Source organism: Enterobacter cloacae complex sp. 394I7 (assembly GCF_057320345.1).
The window spans coordinates 258,589-278,562 of sequence record NZ_JBXWCR010000004.1; the positions used below are offsets into that span (position 1 = coordinate 258,589).

Annotated in this window: 17 protein-coding genes; 9 read left to right on the top strand and 8 right to left on the bottom strand. The window is 57.6% G+C overall.

Translation table 11 applies throughout. The annotated features are described in order from the left end of the window. Positions 1-17: 17 nt before the first annotated feature. Positions 18-989, top strand: coding sequence for a LacI family DNA-binding transcriptional regulator (locus AC2FAP_RS17055; protein ID WP_025204778.1), 972 nt, complete (start codon positions 18-20; stop codon positions 987-989). Here AC2FAP_RS17055 and AC2FAP_RS17060 read toward each other — a convergent pair whose 3' ends face one another. Beyond that, the gene (locus AC2FAP_RS17060) at positions 990-2,234 is read right to left on the bottom strand and encodes a mechanosensitive ion channel family protein (protein WP_078774935.1); all 1,245 of its coding nucleotides are present in this window, start codon (positions 2,232-2,234) and stop codon (positions 990-992) included. Between the two features lie 66 nt (positions 2,235-2,300). Beyond that, entirely contained in the window at positions 2,301-3,737 is a 1,437-nt protein-coding gene (locus tag AC2FAP_RS17065) for an MFS transporter (RefSeq protein WP_485452997.1), read from the bottom strand. A gap of 107 nt (positions 3,738-3,844) precedes the next feature. On the opposite strand from AC2FAP_RS17065, the gene AC2FAP_RS17070 reads away from it, so the two are divergent. Both AC2FAP_RS17070 and AC2FAP_RS17075 read left to right on the top strand, forming a co-directional pair. Next, positions 3,845-4,714, top strand: coding sequence for a helix-turn-helix transcriptional regulator (locus AC2FAP_RS17070; RefSeq protein ID WP_014168966.1), 870 nt, complete (start codon positions 3,845-3,847; stop codon positions 4,712-4,714). After that, the gene (locus tag AC2FAP_RS17075) at positions 4,711-5,745 is read left to right on the top strand and encodes a DUF2157 domain-containing protein (protein ID WP_410392944.1); all 1,035 of its coding nucleotides are present in this window, start codon (positions 4,711-4,713) and stop codon (positions 5,743-5,745) included. Before AC2FAP_RS17070 ends, AC2FAP_RS17075 begins: the two co-directional genes overlap by 4 nt. Positions 5,746-5,867: 122 nt before the next feature. Here AC2FAP_RS17075 and nfsB read toward each other — a convergent pair whose 3' ends face one another. The 3 genes from nfsB to AC2FAP_RS17090 form a co-directional block, all read right to left on the bottom strand. After that, entirely contained in the window at positions 5,868-6,521 is a 654-nt protein-coding gene (gene nfsB / locus AC2FAP_RS17080) for an oxygen-insensitive NAD(P)H nitroreductase (protein WP_032677585.1), read from the bottom strand. 121 nt (positions 6,522-6,642) lie between these two features. Then, entirely contained in the window at positions 6,643-7,011 is a 369-nt protein-coding gene (locus AC2FAP_RS17085; protein ID WP_020885135.1) for an MmcQ/YjbR family DNA-binding protein, read from the bottom strand. Then, complete coding sequence (locus tag AC2FAP_RS17090; protein WP_020885134.1) at positions 7,001-7,591, bottom strand: TetR/AcrR family transcriptional regulator; 591 nt, start codon at positions 7,589-7,591, stop codon at positions 7,001-7,003. The genes AC2FAP_RS17085 and AC2FAP_RS17090 overlap by 11 nt, the downstream gene beginning before the upstream one ends. 190 nt (positions 7,592-7,781) lie before the next feature. Between AC2FAP_RS17090 and AC2FAP_RS17095 the strand changes: the two genes are divergently transcribed. Together AC2FAP_RS17095 and AC2FAP_RS17100 are read left to right on the top strand one after the other, a co-directional pair. Further along, positions 7,782-8,885, top strand: coding sequence for an MBL fold metallo-hydrolase (locus AC2FAP_RS17095; protein ID WP_221716592.1), 1,104 nt, complete (start codon positions 7,782-7,784; stop codon positions 8,883-8,885). Positions 8,886-8,917: 32 nt separating this feature from the next. Beyond that, a complete protein-coding gene (locus tag AC2FAP_RS17100) occupies positions 8,918-9,259 on the top strand; it encodes a RamA family antibiotic efflux transcriptional regulator (protein ID WP_020885132.1) in 342 nt (113 codons plus the stop codon). A gap of 59 nt (positions 9,260-9,318) precedes the next feature. Here the strand turns inward: AC2FAP_RS17100 and AC2FAP_RS17105 are convergent, their stop codons facing one another. After that, on the bottom strand, positions 9,319-9,567 hold the full coding sequence (locus AC2FAP_RS17105) for a DUF1158 domain-containing protein (RefSeq protein ID WP_025204775.1): 249 nt from the start codon (positions 9,565-9,567) through the stop codon (positions 9,319-9,321). Positions 9,568-10,055: 488 nt separating this feature from the next. Here AC2FAP_RS17105 and AC2FAP_RS17110 point away from each other — a divergent pair, with 488 nt between their 5' ends. From AC2FAP_RS17110 to AC2FAP_RS17120, 3 genes are all read left to right on the top strand, one after another. Further along, entirely contained in the window at positions 10,056-12,764 is a 2,709-nt protein-coding gene (locus AC2FAP_RS17110; RefSeq protein ID WP_449541478.1) for a cation-transporting P-type ATPase, read from the top strand. 105 nt (positions 12,765-12,869) lie between these two features. Then, positions 12,870-13,931 (top strand): efflux RND transporter periplasmic adaptor subunit, encoded by a 1,062-nt coding sequence (locus AC2FAP_RS17115; protein ID WP_032681515.1) that lies wholly within the window; start codon positions 12,870-12,872, stop codon positions 13,929-13,931. 9 nt (positions 13,932-13,940) lie between these two features. After that, complete coding sequence (locus tag AC2FAP_RS17120; protein ID WP_449541477.1) at positions 13,941-17,075, top strand: efflux RND transporter permease subunit; 3,135 nt, start codon at positions 13,941-13,943, stop codon at positions 17,073-17,075. On the opposite strand, the gene AC2FAP_RS17125 is transcribed toward AC2FAP_RS17120, so the two are convergent. After that, positions 17,026-18,147, bottom strand: coding sequence for a YbdK family carboxylate-amine ligase (locus tag AC2FAP_RS17125; protein WP_025204771.1), 1,122 nt, complete (start codon positions 18,145-18,147; stop codon positions 17,026-17,028). The genes AC2FAP_RS17120 and AC2FAP_RS17125 overlap by 50 nt on opposite strands. A gap of 143 nt (positions 18,148-18,290) precedes the next feature. Here AC2FAP_RS17125 and AC2FAP_RS17130 point away from each other — a divergent pair, with 143 nt between their 5' ends. Beyond that, positions 18,291-19,181, top strand: coding sequence for an oxidoreductase (locus tag AC2FAP_RS17130; protein WP_032677591.1), 891 nt, complete (start codon positions 18,291-18,293; stop codon positions 19,179-19,181). Here the strand turns inward: AC2FAP_RS17130 and AC2FAP_RS17135 are convergent. Then, entirely contained in the window at positions 19,178-19,972 is a 795-nt protein-coding gene (locus tag AC2FAP_RS17135; protein WP_025204769.1) for an AraC family transcriptional regulator, read from the bottom strand. The genes AC2FAP_RS17130 and AC2FAP_RS17135 overlap by 4 nt on opposite strands. Between the last annotated feature and the right edge of the window lie 2 nt (positions 19,973-19,974).

Here is a 19,974-nt window from a genome sequence, read left to right on the forward strand (position 1 = left end):
CAGGAAGTGCCGTCGCTATGTCCATTCAGAAAATCGCTCAGCTTGCCGGGGTGTCCGTGGCAACGGTCTCCCGCGTGCTTAACAACAGCGATACCGTGAAAGCGAAAAACCGCGAACGCGTCCTGCAGGCGATCAAAGAGAGTAATTACCAGCCCAACCTGCTGGCGCGCCAGCTGCGGACTGCCCGCAGCTATATGATTCTGGTAATGGTGTCGAACATCGCTAACCCGTTCTGCGCCGAAGTGGTGAAAGGCATTGAAGAGGAAGCCGAAAAGAATGGCTACCGCATTCTGCTGTGCAACTCCGGCTCTGACATTGAACGCTCGCGTTCGGGGCTGAGTTTGCTGTCCGGTAAAATTGTCGACGGCATTATCACCATGGATGCCTTCTCAAAGCTTCCTGAACTGGCCGCCCTGATTGGTGCCGCGCCGTGGGTGCAGTGCGCCGAATACGCCGATGCCGGTGCGGTCTCCTGCGTCGGGATTAACGATGTGGACGCCTCGCAGCATGCCGTCAGCCAGCTTGCCGACGGCGGGCGCGGGCGGATCGCGATGATTAACCACGACCTGAGTTATAAATATGCCCGCCTGCGCGAGCGTGGCTATAAGAGCGTTATCCACCTGAAAGATCTGGCTTACCAGGCGGTGGAATACGCCAGCGATCTCAGCTTCGGCGCCGGAATGGCGGCGATGCAAAACCTGCTGAAGGAAAACCCGCCTGACGCGGTCTTTGCCGTTTCCGATACCCTGGCGGCAGGCGCATTGCATGCGATCCAGCAGGCGGGATTACGCGTGCCGGAAGACATTGCGGTAGTCGGGTTTGACGGTACGGAACTGGCGGAGATGATTTCGCTCACCACCATCGAACAGCCGTCGCGGGATATTGGGCGCAAGGCGGTCGATTTGTTGTTGAATAAAATCGATAACCCGGATGCGCCCACGGAAAGAGTGATGATGGACTGGCGCTTTATCTCCCGCGCCAGCGCCTGATTATTTCGCTATTACGCCAGCCAGCGAGCGAATATCGTTTCCGGTCGGAGACTGATGAATACGCAGACCAAATTCATCCACCACGGCGAATATATGGTCGAAAATATCGGCCTGAATCGCCTCATATTCCGCCCAGACGACCGTGTTAGTGAACGCGTATATTTCAACTGGCAGCCCGTTAGCTTCTGGCGCTAACTGGCGAACCATCAGCGTCATATCTTTACGGATCCGCGGGTGATTACGCAGATATTCATTTAAATAGGCGCGGAAGGTTCCAATATTGGTCATTTTGCGCAGGTTCAGCACCGATTCGCCTTCACCGTTTTCCTGATTCCAGAGAGAAATTTCTTCGTGACGCGCCGCCATGTACGGCTTAAGCAGCTTCGCCTGAATCAGCTGCTGTTGCTCCTGCTCGTCGAGGAAGTGGATGCTGGTGGTGTCTATATTCAGGCTACGCTTGATGCGTCGCCCGCCGGAGGCCGACATGCCGCTCCAGTTGATAAAGGCATCAGAGACCAGTGCCCAGGTCGGAATGGTGGTGATGGTATTGTCGAAGTTGCGCACCTTGACGGTGGTCAGGCCAATGTCCGTGACCGTGCCGTTGGCTCCGAATTTTGGCATCTCCAGCCAGTCACCGAGTTTAAGCATGTCATTGGCGGAGAGCTGGATCCCGGCGACAAGCCCGAGGATCGGGTCTTTAAACACCAGCATTAACACCGCAGCCATGGCGCCCAGGCCGCTAATCAGAATGGCTGGCGACTGACCAATCAGCAGCGAGATAATTAAAATCCCCACCAGAATAGCGCTCACCAGTTTTATCCCCTGGAAGATGCCCTTCAGCGGGAGCTGCGAGGCTGTCGCCATCTTTTGCGAAAGATTGAAAATGACGTCCAGCAGCGAGAAGAACGAGAGCAGGGCATACACCATCACCCACAGCCTGGCGCAGGTGGTGAGCATTTCCGCGGCTTCGCTGCCTTTTTGCAGCCACAGTACCGCCTGAACGTTGACAATTATCCCCTGCAGGGTAAAAGCGACGCGGTGAAATAACTTGTTCTGGGTAATGATTTGCAACCATAAATGGCTGCTGGCCTGCGCGCGCTTCTCAAAGGCCCGCAGGACCACTTTGTGCAGAATAAAATGAACGATGAGTGCGGTAAGAAAAATAATACCAAAGATAATCACTAAAGAGGTGGTGTGATTAATTTCAATGCCTAACTCTTCAACCTGAGCAATTAATTCCTGCATAACGTCTCCTGTATTGATGCAGCCCCATAATGGCGGCTGCGGATCTATTATGCAAATTCGTCAGGGTTATTTGACGGCGTGGCAGGTCGTCACCACCGGCAGGCACAGGTGATGGCGAACCCGCAGCGTCGCCAGCGCGAGGATCACCATCAGGCCAGTTTCCACCGCGAGGAAGAGGGTGATCGCCTGGGTGTAATCTCCGTGTTGATTTTGCAGACCGTGCAGCAAAATCGCGCCAAAGATGGCCGGACCGAGTCCAAGCGCCGCCTGCTGCAGCGTGCTCAAAATGGCGCTCGCCGCCCCGGCGTCATCAGGCTGAATATCGCGCATGCCAATACGATAAAAACTGTTCACGATCAGCGCCTGACCGTAGCCGACCAGCCCGGTCGCGGGTGCCAGCGTCAGCGCGGTATTGTGCATTCCCCAGAGGCGGAAGGTGACAATCAGCGCCAGCAGGCCCGCTATCTGGATCGCCAGACCGGTGAGCAGAATGGTACTGGTGCTGTAGCGGGCAATCAGACGCGGGGCAAACCACGCTGAAATAAAGTAGGTGACACCCAGGGCGATAAAACTGTTGCCAGACTGCCACGGCGCCATCCCCAGACCGGTTTGCATGGTTAACGCCATGCAGAACATAAAGCCGGACCAGACGCTAAAAAAGAGCAACGCAATCAGCACGCCAAAGCGGATACTGCGCAACTGCAGCAGGCGCGGCGGGATCAGCGGATGTGCATCGTCCCGCTCTTTTTTGCGGGCGTTGAGGGCCATCAACCCGGCAAGCGGAATAATGGCGATAAGCGCGACCTTGAGCGGCCAGGACCAGTGCCACTGCGGGCCAAGCGCCATCGGGAACAGCAGGCAGCAGAGGATGATCGCCAGCAGGACGGTGCCCGTCCAGTCAATGCTTGATGGCGTGTCGCGGCGGGTTTCCGGCACGTAGCGGCGGCTCATGGCCAGCACCACCAGACAAATCGGCACGTTGATAAAGAAGGCGTTGCGCCAGCCGAGGCCGGCAATGTCCGCCGATACCAGCCAGCCTCCGCCCATCTGGCCGACGATAAACGCGATGCCGCCGATGCCGCCAAAGAGGCTGATGGCCTTCGCGTGGGCCGTGCCTTTCAGCGTTACGTGCAGGGTGGCGAGAATTTGCGGCATGATCAGCGCTGCGCCAGCCCCCTGAAGAATACGGGCGCCCAGCAGTTGTTCAATGTTGCCTGCCATTCCGCACAGCAGCGAGGCCAGGCCAAAGCTCGCCACGCCCCACATGAAAAGACGACGGCGGCCAAGGTTATCCCCCAGCTTGCTGCCGAGGGCAAGGCAGACGGCAAAGGCCACACCGTAGAGGGCCACAATTAATTCCAGCTCGGTGGCCGTAGCGTGCAGCGAGTGGGTGATAGCATCCAGCGCCACGTTGGTGATTGAGGTATCAATCAGCGGCAGCATCTGGCCGGTTAACAGCAATATCAGGCCTGCGCGGCCCGGTGAAACGACTGACGTATTCATGGTAACTCCATTGCGTCATTCAACAGATGGTCGTAGCATCAACGATCTGATAAACGGGTACCAGTTCTTGCTTATACTGGTACTGGCACTACCATGCAGGGGGATTTATGGCGCTGATGTCTGAACCCGTCGTCTCGCTCAAGGATGACACCCGAAAACAACTTGGTGCGTTTTTACGCGCCCGACGCGAAAGCCTCGATCCGCAGCGGCTCGGCCTGCCGCGCAGCGGTCGACGCCGCACGCCCGGGCTGCGCCGTGAAGAGGTGGCCCTGCTGGCGGACGTTGGGGTGACCTGGTACACCTGGCTTGAGCAGGGCAGGGACGTCAATCCGTCCAGCGCGGTGATGGCCGCCGTGGCAAAAGCGCTGCAATGTACCCCGACCGAAGCGCGCCATCTTTTTGTGCTGGCCGGGCTACCGCCGGGTGAAGCACCGCAGGCCACCTGCTGTGAAGGGATCAGCGAAGGCACGCGCCGCCTGCTTGATACGTTGATGCCGAAACCGGCCAGCATTCAGAAACCCAATTTCGACATCGTGGCGTGGAACGACAGCTTTGGTCATCTGATGGGGGTCGATTTCAATGCGATCCCCCCGGAAGACCGCAACTGTATTTATCTGTTCCTCACCCACCCGGCATGGCGCGCCCGTCTCGGCAGACGTGACGATGTGCTGCCCGTCTTTGTCTCCTATTTCCGGGCGGCGATGGCCGAGCACCGGGGTGACCCGCTGTGGGAAGCCAAACTGGCGCGCTTCTTTGCGGTGTCTGAGGAGTTTAAAAATCTGTGGCATCAGCGCAATGACGTGCGCGGTGTGGAAAACCAGCTCAAGTTGTTTACCCATCCTGAGCTTGGGGAATTTACCCTGCAGCAGATGTACTGGTACTCTGCTCCACGAAACGGTTCCCGGTTGCTGGTGTATCTGCCAGTAGATGAAGCCGGGGAGAGAGCAATGGAATGGCTGACGGAGCAGGCAAAATGAAGGTTACCGGCAAACAGGAGCGGCTGCTACGCCGCGCACTCAACGAGTGGCAACAGGAAGGCACATTAACCGCTGACGACCACCAGCGGCTGGCCGGTACGCTTCAACGCGTGACCATGGACTGGCAGCGGCTGAGCCGCTACGCCTTCTGGACGGCACTCGCCTGCGTCATTATCGCCATCGGCAGCCTGTTCTCGGACAGCGAACTGATGGCGCGCATTATCGAATTCTTCGCTTTTTCTTCCCTTGCCCGCATCGGGCTGCCGGCGCTGCTGGCCGTGCTGTTTTATTTGTGGGGCTTCAGCCGCCAGCGGCGGGAGACGCAGTGGCATTACAGTACCGAAGCGATTTTGTTCCTCGGAGTCTTGTTTACCGCCATCGCGCTCTGGCAGCTGGGTGAACGGCTGGATAACGGCAGCGGCCACATCGCGCCCCTGTTCCTGGCCGGCTGTGCCGTCTATGGCCTGGTAGGCTTTTTCGGCCGCTCCGGGCTGGTCTGGCTGTTCTTCTTGCTCTCGCTTGGCAACTGGTTTGGCGCGGAGACGGGCTATATGTCCGGCTGGGGCGCTTACTGGCTGGGGATGAACTATCCAGTGCGCTTTATCTTTTTCGGCGGCGCGCTGCTGGCCCTGTGCTGGATCCTGCGCGCTCTGCTGCAGTCCCGTCATCTCTACACCACCAGTAAAGCGATGGGGCTGACGTATCTCTTTGTCGCCCTGTGGATCATGTCGATATTTGGTAATTACGATATCGATAACTGGTACAGCGTGACCCAGGCCTCGTTGCTGCCGTGGGCGCTGCTGTTTGCGGTGGCGGCGGTTCTCTGTATTTACATCAGTCTGAAAACTGACGACGGCATGCTGCGCGGGTTTGGCCTGACGTTCCTCGCCATTAACCTCTATACCCGCTACTTCGAATACTTCTGGGATGGGATGAACAAGGTGGTGTTCTTCCTGATTCTGGCGGCGTCGCTGGCGGTGATAGGGCGGTATGCGGAGCGGATCTGGCATGCCGGGCGTGCGGAGAAGTAAGTTTTTGCGCGTGTTGATCGGGAAGACGCAGAAAACGCTGTCTGCGTGAGATGCTGACTCAATGGCGAAACCAGGCAGATGACGCGTGATTGAAAACGGGCCGCAGTTGCGGCCCGTTTGTCTTAGCACTCGGTCACAATCGTGCTCAGCGGCAGGCGAGATTTTGGCAGCGTGGCGTTGAAATCTTCCACGCTGTGGTGTCCAACCGGGACCACCACCAGGCTGGTGAAGCCTTTCTCTTTCAGGCCAAACTCTTCGTCGAGAATGGCGGCGTCAAAACCTTCAATGGGTACGGCATCCAGGCCCAGCGCGGCCACGCCTAACAGGAAGTTACCGACGTTGAGGTAAACCTGTTTCGCCATCCACTGGTCGTCATCTTTCAGATCCACGCGGTGCATGTCGGCGAAATAGCAACGACCTTTGTGATTCGCCGCTTTTGCTTCTGGGGTATTGAAGCGACCGTCTGCCTCTTCCTGATCCACGACGCGCTCAAGCCACGCATCGTCCATGGCGGTTTTCGCGCAGAACACCACCACATGAGAGGCGTCCATCATTTTGCGTTCGTTGAACACGTAAGTGCCTGCCGCAGATTTGGCCACGCGCGCTTTACCTTCCTCAGTGCTGGCAATAATAAAATGCCACGGCTGGGAGTTCGTGCTGGACGGGCTGTACTGCAGCAGGGTTTTGATCTTCTCCGCTTCTTCAGCGGTCAGTTTCTTGCTTGGGTCAAACGCCTTGGTGGAGTGGCGTTTCAGGGCAACGGAAATAATATCCATAACAACTCCTGGTGATAAAGTTCGCCCGCGTGCGGGCGCGAAAAGGAGTGCAGATTACCGTGCGAAGCGGGAAAAGATAAGTGCATTTTGAGCGCTTAATCTGTTCGTCTCAGACGAACAATCAGCGCGGCCTGATCCATTTCTGGTCTTTTTTCGGCAGCTTATCGACGACCAGATTCCAGGAATCGTTGATGAGATCGGCCACCAGTTCCGGCGTAACATCGTCGGTGCCGTAGAGTGAAATCCAGTGCTTTTTATTGAGATGATACCCCGGCTCAACGCCGCGGTAGATCTGCTGGTTTAACAGGGATTTTTCCGGATCGGATTTCAGGCTGACATGCGGTCGCCCGTGAGCAACCGCAACAATCATGAAAATCTTGCCACCCACTTTAAACACATCAAATTCCGGCCCGAACGGCCAGCAGTGTTCGGTGAACGGCAGTTCCAGCGCCACGCGTTTGGCGTGTTCCTGCAGCGATTTACTGTCCATCAATATCCTCGGAGGCGAGTCCACGCCACATGGCTTCAAAGCCCAGCGCTTTAAAATCGACGGCGCGGGACGGATCGCGGGTGGCAAATTCCATGGTGGTTTCGGCAAGCGATAAGAACATGGCATCACCAAAGGTACGAAACTCATCGGACATAAATACCGGGCGCACTGCGCGACGGCACAGTTCATGCAGCTCCGGGAACATCTCCTGCACGGCCTGCTCCGTTTCGGCGCTGATCTTCTCGCTGACCCCAAGCTGGCGAATGGCGGCGTGAGCGACAGGATTACGGATGCCCCAGTCCACGTAGCTGTTCCAGATATTGCGGGTATGTTCTTTGGGAAGGGTGAGCGTGCGATCAAGCTCCGCCAGCATCGTCTGGCAGAGATCCTGCTTCAGGTGCAGATAGAGGGCATTCAGCAGATCGTCTTTGGTAGCAAAGTAGCGGAACAGTGTGCCTTCAGCGACGCCCGCGTTCCGGGCAATTAAGGCCGTTGAGGCGGCAATACCTGACTGTGCAAATGCAGCGGTTGCTGCGTCCAGTAAGGCCTGTTTTTTATCTTCACTCTTCGGACGTGCCACTAAATTGTTCCTCCTGTCAATTGTAAAAACCTTGATTGAAACACGTGCTTTGACAGGCTGCAACGCGCAATGTCAAAGATCGAAAACGTCTTGACGACTTTATCATCATATCTATAATGAGTGCTTACTCACTCATAATCAAGTTCAACCCGCGTAAACCATCGGATGGGGCGCGTTTTCGGGTCAGGATATGAAAAAGCCTCTATTCATCTGCGTGGTGTTCGTCATGATTATTGCTTCAGCTGCGAGTTTACCTTTTGTCCTGAATCCTGGATTTGGCCAGCCACCGCAGGGTGCGCAGCTTACCGAAGTGGAGGCCTCCCCGCAGTATCGCGACGGGAAATTCCACAATACGTTGCCGACACCGGGCTTCACCGGCGAGCAAAATATGCTGGTGGCGTGGTGGCAATTTCTGACCCGCAAAACCGAAAATGCCCGTCCCGCGCAGCCGCTGCCGCTGGTGGAAACCGATCTCGCCAGTCTGCCGCTGGAGCAGGACACGCTGGTCTGGCTCGGTCACTCGTCGTGGTATATGCAGCTGGCGGGTAAACGTATTCTGATTGACCCGGTGCTCAGCAACTATGCCGCGCCGTTCTCGTTCCTCAATAAAGCTTTTGCGGGCGAGTATCCCTGGCATGCGCAGAACATGCCGGAGATCGACCTGCTGATCATCTCCCACGATCACTACGATCATCTGGATTACGCCACCATCAGGGCGTTACTGCCGAAGGTGAAACGTGTGGTTACTCCGCTGGGCGTTGGATCTCATCTGCGCTACTGGGGCATGAAGCCGGAAATTATCGACGAGCGCGACTGGAACCAGTCGGTGCGCATCAGTGATGACTTAACGGTGCACGTCCTGCCGGCACGTCACTTCTCCGGACGCGGGATTAAACGCGATCAAACCCTGTGGGGGAGCTTTATGTTCGTCACGCCGGCGCAGAAGGTTTATTACAGCGGAGACTCCGGTTACGGTCCGCACTTCAGGGCCATCGGTGAGCAGTTCGGCGAGGTGGATTTAGCCATCATGGAAAACGGCCAGTACGATCGGGACTGGAAGTACATTCACATGATGCCGGCGGAAACGGCACAGGCGTCGGCTGACCTTAACGCGAAAGCTGTCGTGCCTGGTCATAACGGACGCTTTGTGCTGGCAAAACACACCTGGAACGATCCGCTGATCCAGCTGGCGCAGGCCAGCAAAGATAAAAATTATCGGCTACTGACGCCGGAGCTGGGTGAACCTGTTCACGTGAGTGATACCACGCAAACCTTTCGTGAGTGGTGGGAATAATGTTTAAGCGAGAAGCAGAGGGGGAGAGCAGTATGACCATTTCCGCTCAAGTCATCGACACCATCGTCGAGTGGATCGACGACAACCTGCACCAGCCATTACGTATCGAAGAGATCGCCCGCCACGCGGGTTACTCGAAATGGCATCTGCAGCGTTTGTTTATGCAGTATAAGGGCGAAAGTCTCGGGCGTTACATTCGCGAACGCAAGCTGCTGCTGGCAGCGCGTGACCTGCGTGAATCGGACGAGCGTGTCTACGATATCTGTTTGCGCTACGGCTTTGATTCGCAGCAGACGTTTACGCGTATCTTTACCCGTACCTTCAACCAGCCGCCTGGCGCGTACCGCAAAGAGAACCACAGCCGGACACACTGAACGTGTCGTTATGCAGAAATCCGACCGGGTAAGGCGCAGCCGCACCCGGTTTTTTTTACTTACGATGCCAGTGAAAACCAGCGACGCCAGACGAAACGCAGGATGAAGAATTCGAGGGCGCCAAGCAGTAAAAACCACACGCAGAACAAAATGGTGTACAGCTGGTTAAGATCGACCATGTGGAAGATCGTCATCAGCTTTTTCGCCAGCACCAGCCCAAGCGACGGCGCAGGTAACAGCAGGCAGGAGAGCAGGGCCATCAACAAAATGCCCCCCGCTGTGAGCAGCGATTCTAACGGGTGTTTCATCTTAATGTTAATCGTCAGTTAAAAATGTCATTGTCCGGCATCGCGGAACGTAAAGCAATATAAACCCGGCAGACGTTTTTTGTTAAATCAAATGCACTTTTCTGCGAATAAATAACAGAAAGAGAATAATCTCTCAGAAGCGATTAAATTATTATCGCGTTATGTAAATAAATGTCCTTGTCATGCAAATAATTTTACAAACATATAAGTGCTATATCCAATTAACGTGGCAATAACAATGGCAGCGACAATGTATAACGCCAGGCGGCGTGCGCGATAAATACCAAACATGGTTCCTCCTCGTTTAGCGTTGGTTTAGAAATATTTTGTAAAAATCATCGTATTCGAATAATATTTATTAGTTTTGAATATCCCGGCAGTAATTATATTGCGGTAGATCAATTTTACCCGCAAGCCTTAAAAATGAATTTATTAAAGCCAGAAAGGAATTCAGGCTTCCGTCCACCGTATATTGAAGGAAAAATACGATGACCAAAAAAAATATCTCTCAGAACATGCCACCTGCTGGTGGGCAGGCGTATCAGCAGACCGTTGAGCAAGTGCTTGCTAACAAGCAGAGCCAGGCAAGCGGCCTCGACCGTGCTGAAGCGCAGGCACGTCTGCATCAGTATGGCCCTAACGCGTTGCCGGAGAAAAAAGGCAAGCCCGCCTGGCTACGTTTTCTCGCCCATTTTAACGATGTACTGATTTACGTTCTGCTTGCCGCGGCGGTATTAACCGCGGTTATGGGCCACTGGGTCGATACGCTGGTTATCCTCGGTGTGGCGGTAATCAACGCGTTAATTGGCCATATTCAGGAAAGCAATGCGGAAAAATCCCTGAAGAGTATTCGCAATATGCTCTCCAGCGAAGCGCGCGTCATTCGCAATGGCAATCATGAAACGCTACCGACAACTGAAATAGTCCCGGGCGATATTATTGTATTACGCGCAGGTGATCGTATTCCGGCGGATATGCGTTTAATCGAAGCGCATAATTTACGCGTGGAAGAGGCTATTCTGACCGGCGAATCTACCGTGGTGGATAAACACATTAATCCGCTGACCGGTGAATTACCGCTGGGCGACCGCACTAACCTGGTCTTTTCCGGTACGACCGTGAGTGCAGGGGGCGGCATTGGCGTGGTCATTGCCACCGGGCAAGAGACTGAACTTGGCCACATTAACCAGATGATGGCGGGTATTGAAAAGCATCGTACGCCGCTGCTGGTGGAGATGGACAAGCTGGGGAAAGCGATCTTCGCCATTATTCTGGCGATGATGGCGGCACTGTTTGTCTTCAGCCTGGTGTTCCGCGAAATCCCCATGGGCGAGCTGCTGCTCTCTCTGATTAGCCTGGCGGTCGCCTCCGTGCCGGAAGGTCTGCCAGCCATTATTTCTATCATACTTTCTCTTGGCGTGCAGGCGATGGCACGCAAGCGGGCGATTATCCGCAAGCTGCCAACGGTTGAAACCCTGGGGGCGATGACCGTGGTCTGCTCGGATAAAACCGGCACCCTGACCATGAACGAGATGACGGTGAAAGCCATCATTACTGCCGACAGTTGCTACCGCGTGGACGGTAACAGCTACGAGCCGGCGGGGAACATTTACCTGGAAGGCAGCGACGAGCCGATGCAGATCCAGCCGGGCACCGTGCTGGAGCAGTACCTGCGCACTGTTGATCTCTGTAATGACAGCCAGCTGATTCAGGACGAACGCGGTCTGTGGGGCATCACCGGTGGGCCGACCGAAGGGGCGCTGAAGGTGCTGGCGGCGAAGGCGCATCTTGAGCCGGTGATGACCACCCTGATTAACAAGATCCCGTTCGATTCGCAGTACAAGTACATGAGCACCCACTATCAGATTGGTCACGAGGAGCACATCCTGATTACCGGCGCGCCGGACGTGATTTTCGCGCTGTGTAAACAGCAACAGGCCCGTAACGGCGCTGAAGCGTTCGACCGCGCTTACTGGGAAACCGAGATGGAGCGCTATGCACGTCAGGGGCTGCGTATGGTTGCCGCGGCGTTCAAACCGGCGAACGGTGAGCAGGCGCTGACGCATGACGATCTGAATCACGGGCTGATCTTCCTCGGTATTGCCGCAATGATGGATCCACCGCGTCCTGAAGCGATTGATGCGATTCATGCCTGCCAGCAGGCCGGGATCCGCGTGAAGATGATCACCGGGGATCACCCGCAGACGGCAATGAGCATCGGCCAGATGCTCGGGATCACCAACAGCGAGCAGGCGGTGACGGGCTACCAGCTGGAGAAAATGGACGACGCTGAGCTTGCAGACGCCGCGGTGAAATATGACATTTTCGCCCGTACCAGCCCGGAGCATAAGCTGCGCCTGGTGAAAGCCCTGCAGGACAAGGGTGAGATCGTGGGCATGACCGGCGACGGTGTGAATGACGCTCCGGCGTTGCGCCAGGCGGACGTGGGCATCGCAATGGGCATCAAAGGCACCGAAGTGACCAAAGAGGCGGCGGATATGGTCCTGACCGACGATAACTTCGCCACCATCGCCAGCGCGGTAAAAGAGGGGCGTCGCGTTTACGACAACCTGAAGAAAACCATTCTGTTCATTATGCCGACCAACCTGGCGCAGGGGTTACTGATTGTTATTGCGCTGCTGGCAGGAAACATTATCCCGCTGACGCCGGTACTGATTTTGTGGATGAACATGGCAACCTCCGCCACGCTCTCCTTTGGCCTGGCCTTTGAAGCCGCTGAGCGCAACATCATGAAGCGTCCGCCGCGTCAGACCGGACAGCACGTGATGGATGCGTACGCCGTATGGCGCGTGGCCTTCGTCGGGACCATGATTGCCATCGCCGCCTTTGCGCTGGAAGCCTGGCTGGCACCGCGCGGCCACAGCGCGGAGTTCATCCGTACCGTGCTGCTGCAGATGCTGGTCTGCGCCCAGTGGGTATACATGATTAACTGCCGCAACACTGAAGGGTTCTCCCTGAACCGTGGCCTGCTGGCGAACAAAGGGATTTGGCTGGTCACAGGCGTGTTGTTCCTGCTCCAGGCGGCAATCATCTACCTGCCGTTTATGCAGATGCTTTTCGGTACGGAAGCGCTGCCTCTGCGCTACTGGTTCGTCACGCTGGCGGTAGCCGCGGTGATGTTCTTCGTTGTTGAAATCGAGAAGCGACTGACCCGCAGGTTCCGTAAGGCTGCATAACCTTTTGCCCTCACCTTAACCCTCTCCCGCCGGGAGAGGGGATGCTGACCTCCCTTTCATTGGGCAGAGGACCGGGTGAGGGAAACACATCAGAGGTACATCCCCATGAAATTCCCGCTCCTGTTCGTCCTCCTCGCCCTCTTTCAACCCGCGTTTGCTGCTGCCATTCCGGTTCGCGTGGCGGTTGTGGAGCAAACGACCCACGCAGCTGAACGGCACGTGCCTGGCCGCATTGAAGCCATTCATACCGTCGAGATAAGAGCGCGCACGGAAGGCGTGATTACCCAGGTTCATTTTCGCGACGGACAATACGTGAAAAAAGGTGACGTGCTGTTTGAGCTGGACGATGCCGAGCCACGTGCCGCCGTGCGTCTGGCACAGGCTGAGGTAAAGAGCGCGGAAGCCACGCTGCGTCAGGCGCAGCAGCAGCTTTCACGCTTTGAAAGCCTGGGCAACAGCAATGCCATCAGCCGTCACGACGTGGATAACGCGCGCATGCAGCGCGATGTCGCCAGCGCTGCGCTGGAGCAGGCGAAAGCTCGCCTCGAAACCCGTAACGTGACGCTGGCGTACACGCGCATCACATCGCCGATTGATGGCCGCGTGGGGCACAGCCAGTTCCATGCCGGCAGCCTGGTGAACCCGTCAAGCGGCGTGCTGGTGGATGTCGTGCAGCTTGATCCGATCCGTATCGCCTTTGCGCTGGAAGAGGGGGCGTTTGCCACCAAAGCCGGACAACATGCGGATATCAGCGCCCTGAAGCGCGCCTGGCAGGCGCGGATTGACAGCAATGGTCAGCGCCTGAGCGGTGAACTGACCTCCGTGGACAATCGTATCGACCCGCGTACCGCCAGCGTGATGCTGCGCGCCGAATTCGCCAACCCGCGCCATCAGCTGCTGCCGGGCGGCAATGTGAATGTTTACCTGCGTCCGGCAAGCGCGCAGCCGGTGCTGACAGTGCCCGCTGCGGCAGTACAGCAAAACGGCGAGGGATTCTTTGCCTGGGTGGTTAACGCAGAAGGCAAAGCCGAAAAACGCCCGCTGAAGATTGCCGGACAGATTGGCCAGCAGTTTGAGATTTCATCCGGCTTACATCCCGGTGAGCGAGCGATCACCGACGGTGCCCAGCGCGTACAGCCTGGCGCAGCCGTCCAGATACTGAATTAAGGAGCCATCATGCTGACGTTTTTCATCAAACGCCCGCGCTTCGCGATGGTGATTGCGCTGGTGATAACCCTGCTGGGTGCCATCGCGCTGAAGATTATCCCGGTGGAGCAGTACCCGCAGATCACCCCACCGGTGGTGAATGTCTCCGCCAGCTGGCCCGGTGCCAGTTCGGCTGACGTGGCGCAAGCCATTGCCACGCCGCTGGAGACTCAGCTTAACGGCGTGGATCACATGCTCTATATGGAATCCACCAGTTCGGATGAAGGTGCCTACAGCCTGAACATCACATTTGCGGCAGGGACCGATCCGGATCTGGCCGCCATCGACGTGCAAAACCGCGTGGCGCAGGCTGTGGCGCAATTGCCCACCGAGGCGCAGCAAAACGGCGTGCAGGTGCGTAAACGCGCCACCAATCTGATGATGGGGGTAAGCCTTTACTCACCGGACAATAGCCACACGCCGCTTTTCGTCAGTAACTACGCCAGCACGCAGGTGCGTGAAGCGCTGGCGCGTTTGCCGGGCGTCGGGCAGGTGCAGATGTTTGGCGCGCGCGACTACAGCATGCGTATCTGGCTGCGTCCGGATCGCATGAACGCCCTGAACGTGACCACCGATGACGTGGCTCAGGCGTTACGCGAGCAGAACGTCCAGGGGGCGGCAGGCCAGGTCGGAACGCCGCCGGTGTTTAACGGCCAGCAGCAAACCCTGACGATTAACGGGCTGGGGCGTTTAAATCAGGCTGAGGACTTTGCGGACATCATTATCCGTGCGGGGGAGATGGGCCAGCTGGTGCGGCTGAAAGATGTCGCCACGATTGAACTGGGGTCGCGCAGCTACAGCTCCGGCGCCCAGCTGAACGGGCATGACTCGGCCTATCTTGGCATCTACCCTACGCCGTCCGCCAACGCCCTGCGCGTAGCCGATGCGGTTCGCGCGGAGCTGGCGCGACTCTCTGCACGCTTCCCGGACGATCTGACCTATGAAGTCAAATTCGATACCACCACCTTTGTCGCCGCGACCATCAAGGAGATTGGCGCCTCGCTGGCGCTGACCCTGCTCGCCGTGGTGGTGGTGGTTTCCTTATTTCTGCAGAGCTGGCGTGCGACGCTGATTGTGGCGCTCGCCATTCCAGTGTCGCTGGTCGGCACCTTTGCGGTGCTCTATACCCTCGGTTATTCGGCCAACACGCTCAGCCTGTTCGCCATTATTCTGGCGCTCACCATGGTGGTGGATGACGCCATTGTGGTGGTGGAGAGCGTTGAAACGCTGATGGCGGAAGGGCAAAGCCGCACGGCGGCTACCGCACAGGCGCTGCGCCAGATTGCCGGGCCGGTGATTGCCACCACCCTGGTGCTGCTGGCGGTGTTTGTGCCGGTGGCGCTGCTGCCGGGGATCGTGGGGGAGTTGTATCGCCAGTTCGCGGTCACGCTCTCCACCGCCGTCACGCTCTCAAGCCTGGTGGCGCTGACCCTGACGCCAGCGCTCTGTGCGCTGTTGCTGCGCCCGCGCCCGAAGAAGCCAGCCGCGGTTTACCGCGTTTTCAACCGCGGACTGGATACCACACGCACCGTTTATACCCGCATCGTTAACTGCATTAACCTCCGTCCGTGGCTGGTGCTGCTGGCAACGGCCGGCGCGGCGGGCGTGGTGGTGTTCAGCTTTATGTCGATGCCAAAGGGCTTCCTGCCGCAGGAAGATCAGGGCTACTTCTTCGCCAGCGTGCAACTGCCGGAAGCGGCGTCGCTGGAGCGTACAGAAGCGGTGATGACCACCGCGCGGGAGCTTATCGCCAGACACCCTGCGGTCGAGGATGTGATTCAGGTCTCCGGTTTTAACATTCTCAACGGTACCAGCGCGTCTAACGGCGGGTTTATCTCCATCATGCTGAAGACATGGGGAGAGCGTGCGCCGCTTGATGAGGTGATGGGAACGCTGCAGCGTCAGCTGTTGGCGCTGCCGGAAGCGACCATCATGACCTTCGCCCCGCCGACGTTGCCGGGGTTGGGCAACGCCTCCGGCTTCGACCTGCGTATTCAGGCCCTGGCGGGGCAAAGCCCGGCTGAGCTGGAACGCGTTACCCGCAACGTTCTGATAAAAGCTAACCAGCATCCGCAGCTTAACCGGGTGTTTACCACCTGGAGCAGCAACGTGCCGCAGCTGACGCTGACCGTTGATCGCGAGCGTGCTGCCCGCCTCGACGTGCCGGTCTCGCGCATCTTCAGCAGCCTGCAAACCGCCTTTGGCGGCACGCGTGCCGGGGATTTTAGCGTTAACAACCGCGTCTACCACGTGGTGGTACAGAACGAAATGCAGTGGCGCGAGCGTGCCGGGCAAATCAGCGAATTGTTCGTGCGCAGCAATAACGGTGAGCGGGTGCGTCTGAGTAATCTTGTCACGATTACCCCGACCGTTGGCGCACCGTTCCTGCAGCAGTACAACCAGTTCCCGTCGGTGTCAGTGAGCGGGTCGGCGGCAGACGGCGTGAGCAGCAGCACGGCGATGGCCGTGATGAGCGAGCTTCTGGCGGAAAACCTGCCTGCCGGGTACGACTATGCCTGGAGCGGGATGTCTTATCAGGAGCAGCAGACCGGAAATCAGGCCATCTGGATTGTCCTGGCCGCAGTGGTTATGGCGTGGCTGTTCCTTGTCGCGCAGTATGAGAGCTGGACGTTGCCCGCGAGCGTGATGCTCTCAGTCCTGTTCGCCATCGGGGGCGCGCTGGTGTGGCTGTGGATCGCGGGATACGCCAACGATGTGTATGTGCAGATTGGCCTGGTACTGTTAATCGCGCTGGCGGCCAAGAACGCGATCCTGATCGTCGAGTTTGCCCGCGCACGGCGTCATGAGGGGATGGCGATTGTCGATGCGGCCCGTGAAGGCGCCTCACGCCGCTTCCGGGCGGTGATGATGACGGCGGTGTCATTTATTATCGGTGTGCTACCGATGATGCTGGCGTCCGGGGCAGGGGCGCAGAGCCGCCGCATCATTGGCACCACGGTGTTCAGCGGGATGCTGGTGGCCACCGTGGTCGGCATTCTGTTTATCCCGGCGCTGTTTGTGCTGTTCCAGCGCCTGCGTGAGTGGGGGCATCGCCTTACGGACTCGTCGCCCACAGCTCGCAATGTTTCTGAACCAGAGAAATAAGCGAACCGCCGTCTGCGATAAAATCGCGCATGCGCTGCGCCTCGCTCTTGCCCTGTTTTAACATCAGGGCTATTTCCTTAATCGCGCTCGTCGCGCCGAGCTTCTCGGCCGACGGCGCAACCTGCTCCAGCAGCCACGCAATATCTTCCGCCACGGTTTTGTGCTCACCAGTCTGCACGTCTGTCAGAATGCCCTCTAACCCATAACGACACGCCTGAAAACGGTTAAAGCGGTACAGCAGAAAATCCTTTTCCTGATGCTTATAGGGCCGCGTGGTCAGCAGCCAGTGAGACGTCGCCTGAATCAACCCGGCGATGTTGATCGCGTGGCCGAGCGTCAGCGGTGTATCCATCACCCGCACCTCGACCGTGCCAAAATGCGGGCTGGGGCGAATATCCCAGTGCAAATCTTTAATGCTGTCGATCATGCTGGTGGCGCTCAGACGACGAAACAGCCCTTCGAACTCCTGCCAGTTGTTCACCCACGGCATCTGTCCATTATCCGGAAATCCCGAGAAGATATTGAGTCGCGACGAGGCGAACTTCGTGTCCGTACCCTGCATATAGGGTGAGGACGCCGCCAGAGCAATAAAGTGGGGGACAAAGCGCGACAAACCATGCAGCAGATAAATAGCGTCGTCGCCGGTCCGACAACCGACATGCACGTGCTGGCCGAATACCGTCGCCTGCAAAATCAGATAGCCAAACCGTTCGAGCGTGACGTTATAGCGCTCGTCATCGCACACCTCCTGACGCTGCCACTTCTGAAAAGGGTGCGTCCCACCGCCGCAGATCTGAATATGCTGCTCCGCAGCGGCGCGCAGAATACTTTGCTGCATCACCGAGATTTGTGCGGCGGCCTGATCAATGTTCTGACACACGCCGGTGGCGATTTCGAGCATGCTCTCGGTGATATCGTGCTTCACCTCCCCGCCTTTGATGTCGTCTTTGACGGCAGCGATAAGGGCGGAGGAGTCCTGGCTCAGATCGTACCCCGGCGGGTTAACCACCTGCAGTTCAAGTTCAATACCAAGGGTATAAGGTTCAGAGGAATGGAAATCGGGTAATGGCATGGTGCACTCCGTTGTCGTAGATGAAATGAGTATAGACAACGGGTATGGCTCCCACTTCAGGCGATGGTATAAAGGGACGTGTGGCGGCTATGCTGAACGCCACGGCACACTGATTAGGGCTTTAGCGACCAGGGGAGTTAACAATGTCTGACTATCCAACCATTGCGCTGATTGGACCCGGTGCAATCGGAACCACTATCGCTGCGGTGCTGCATGAGGCTGGCCGCACGCCGCAACTGTGCGGACGTACCGCACATCCGCAATTACGTTTGCGGCACGATGAGGGTGAAATCGTGGTACCCGGGCCGGTATTAACCGATCCGACGGTCATCGATCGTCCGTACGATCTGGTTTTTATCGCAGTGAAAACGACCCAGAACGCCGACAGCGCGGGATGGCTGAACGCGCTGTGCGATGAAAACACGGTGGTTTGCGCGCTGCAAAACGGCGTCGAGCAAAAGGCCCAGCTGGCACCGTGGGTCAATGGCGCGACGGTACTGCCGTCGGTGGTCTGGTTCCCGGCACAGCGTGAGCCGGATGCCTCCGTCTGGCTGCGGGCCAGTCCGCGGTTGACGCTGCCGGATGTGCCGCAGGCAAAACGGGTGGCTGATGCGCTGAACGGCACGCGCTGCGCGGTAGACTTGTCGGCAGATTTTCTTACCGTCGCATGGCGCAAGCTGCTGCAAAATGCGGTTGCAGGCCTGATGGTGCTTGCGAATCGTCGTGCCGGGATGTTCTCCCGTGAGGATATCAGCGAGCTGGCGCTGGCGTATCTGCGCGAGGGGCTTGCCGTGGCCCGAGCAGAAGGGGCGGTGCTACACGATGACGTTGCGCAGGAGATCCTGGCGAATTTCCAGCGCGCACCTGCCGATTTAGGCACGTCTATCCTCGCCGATCGTCAGGCCAACCGTCCCATGGAGTGGGATATCCGCAACGGCGTGATCCAGCGCTACGGTCGTGCCCACGGAATTCCCGTTCCGATTAGCGATGTGCTGGTTCCTCTGCTTGCTGCAGGCAGCGAAGGGCCGGGTTAACGGCCGCTGACTTTTCGTTCGGCAAAATAGTGCGCGGGCGTGGTGCCCATGGCTTTCCTGAACATGGTGATAAACGCATTCACGGATTCATACCCAAGCGTTGTCGCCACGTTCTGGACCGGGACACCGCTTGCCAGCTCCTGCAGGGCAATAATCAACTGCAGCTGCTGACGCCAGCGGCCAAAGCTCAGCCCGGTCTCGCGCGCCATCAAACGTGCAAAGGAGCGCTCGCTCAGCGCCAGCCGTTTCGCCCAGGCTTTCAGGGTGCTTCTGTCGTCAGGATGGCTGACCAGCGCGTCGGCCATGGCGCGAATTTTGGGATGGGCTGAAACGGGCAGGCTCAGCTTCTGCTGCGGCATGCTGGCGAGCTCATCAAGCGTCACTCTGGTCAGCCGCGCGGCATGGCTCTCTGGCGGATAATCAACGCGTTCATGCGTCAAACGGTCAACCAGCGCTTTGATTAACGGGGAAATGGCCAGCGTGCAGCATTTCTCCGGCAGCGCGGCGGCACCGGGCTCAATAAACAGATAGTTGAGATGAGCATTCCAGGTCGCTTTGGCGCTGTGTGCGATCCCGCCAGGGATCCAGACGGCACAGTCTGGCGGCACGATCCAGATATCATTTTCCGCATGACAAATCACCGCGCCATACAAAGCAATAATCAGCTGCCCCTTACGGTGGGTGTGTACCGGCACTTCCGCGGCGTACTCCACGAAATCCAGATGTCGGGCTACGGCCGGGCATGCGGTGGCGTCCGGATCGAAGAGCGTATTGGCAAGTTGAGGTTTCACGT

What these genes read in the sequence shown, in the direction of transcription:
- AC2FAP_RS17055 (WP_025204778.1), top strand. Translation starts at nt 18, where the DNA reads ATGTCCATTCAGAAAATCGCTCAGCTTGCCGGGGTGTCCGTGGCAACG.
- AC2FAP_RS17060 (WP_078774935.1), bottom strand. Translation starts at nt 2,234, where the DNA reads ATGCAGGAATTAATTGCTCAGGTTGAAGAGTTAGGCATTGAAATTAAT.
- AC2FAP_RS17065 (WP_485452997.1), bottom strand. Translation starts at nt 3,737, where the DNA reads ATGAATACGTCAGTCGTTTCACCGGGCCGCGCAGGCCTGATATTGCTG.
- AC2FAP_RS17070 (WP_014168966.1), top strand. Translation starts at nt 3,845, where the DNA reads ATGGCGCTGATGTCTGAACCCGTCGTCTCGCTCAAGGATGACACCCGA.
- AC2FAP_RS17075 (WP_410392944.1), top strand. Translation starts at nt 4,711, where the DNA reads ATGAAGGTTACCGGCAAACAGGAGCGGCTGCTACGCCGCGCACTCAAC.
- nfsB (WP_032677585.1), bottom strand. Translation starts at nt 6,521, where the DNA reads ATGGATATTATTTCCGTTGCCCTGAAACGCCACTCCACCAAGGCGTTT.
- AC2FAP_RS17085 (WP_020885135.1), bottom strand. Translation starts at nt 7,011, where the DNA reads ATGGACAGTAAATCGCTGCAGGAACACGCCAAACGCGTGGCGCTGGAA.
- AC2FAP_RS17095 (WP_221716592.1), top strand. Translation starts at nt 7,782, where the DNA reads ATGAAAAAGCCTCTATTCATCTGCGTGGTGTTCGTCATGATTATTGCT.
- AC2FAP_RS17100 (WP_020885132.1), top strand. Translation starts at nt 8,918, where the DNA reads ATGACCATTTCCGCTCAAGTCATCGACACCATCGTCGAGTGGATCGAC.
- AC2FAP_RS17105 (WP_025204775.1), bottom strand. Translation starts at nt 9,567, where the DNA reads ATGAAACACCCGTTAGAATCGCTGCTCACAGCGGGGGGCATTTTGTTG.
- AC2FAP_RS17110 (WP_449541478.1), top strand. Translation starts at nt 10,056, where the DNA reads ATGACCAAAAAAAATATCTCTCAGAACATGCCACCTGCTGGTGGGCAG.
- AC2FAP_RS17115 (WP_032681515.1), top strand. Translation starts at nt 12,870, where the DNA reads ATGAAATTCCCGCTCCTGTTCGTCCTCCTCGCCCTCTTTCAACCCGCG.
- AC2FAP_RS17120 (WP_449541477.1), top strand. Translation starts at nt 13,941, where the DNA reads ATGCTGACGTTTTTCATCAAACGCCCGCGCTTCGCGATGGTGATTGCG.
- AC2FAP_RS17125 (WP_025204771.1), bottom strand. Translation starts at nt 18,147, where the DNA reads ATGCCATTACCCGATTTCCATTCCTCTGAACCTTATACCCTTGGTATT.
- AC2FAP_RS17130 (WP_032677591.1), top strand. Translation starts at nt 18,291, where the DNA reads ATGTCTGACTATCCAACCATTGCGCTGATTGGACCCGGTGCAATCGGA.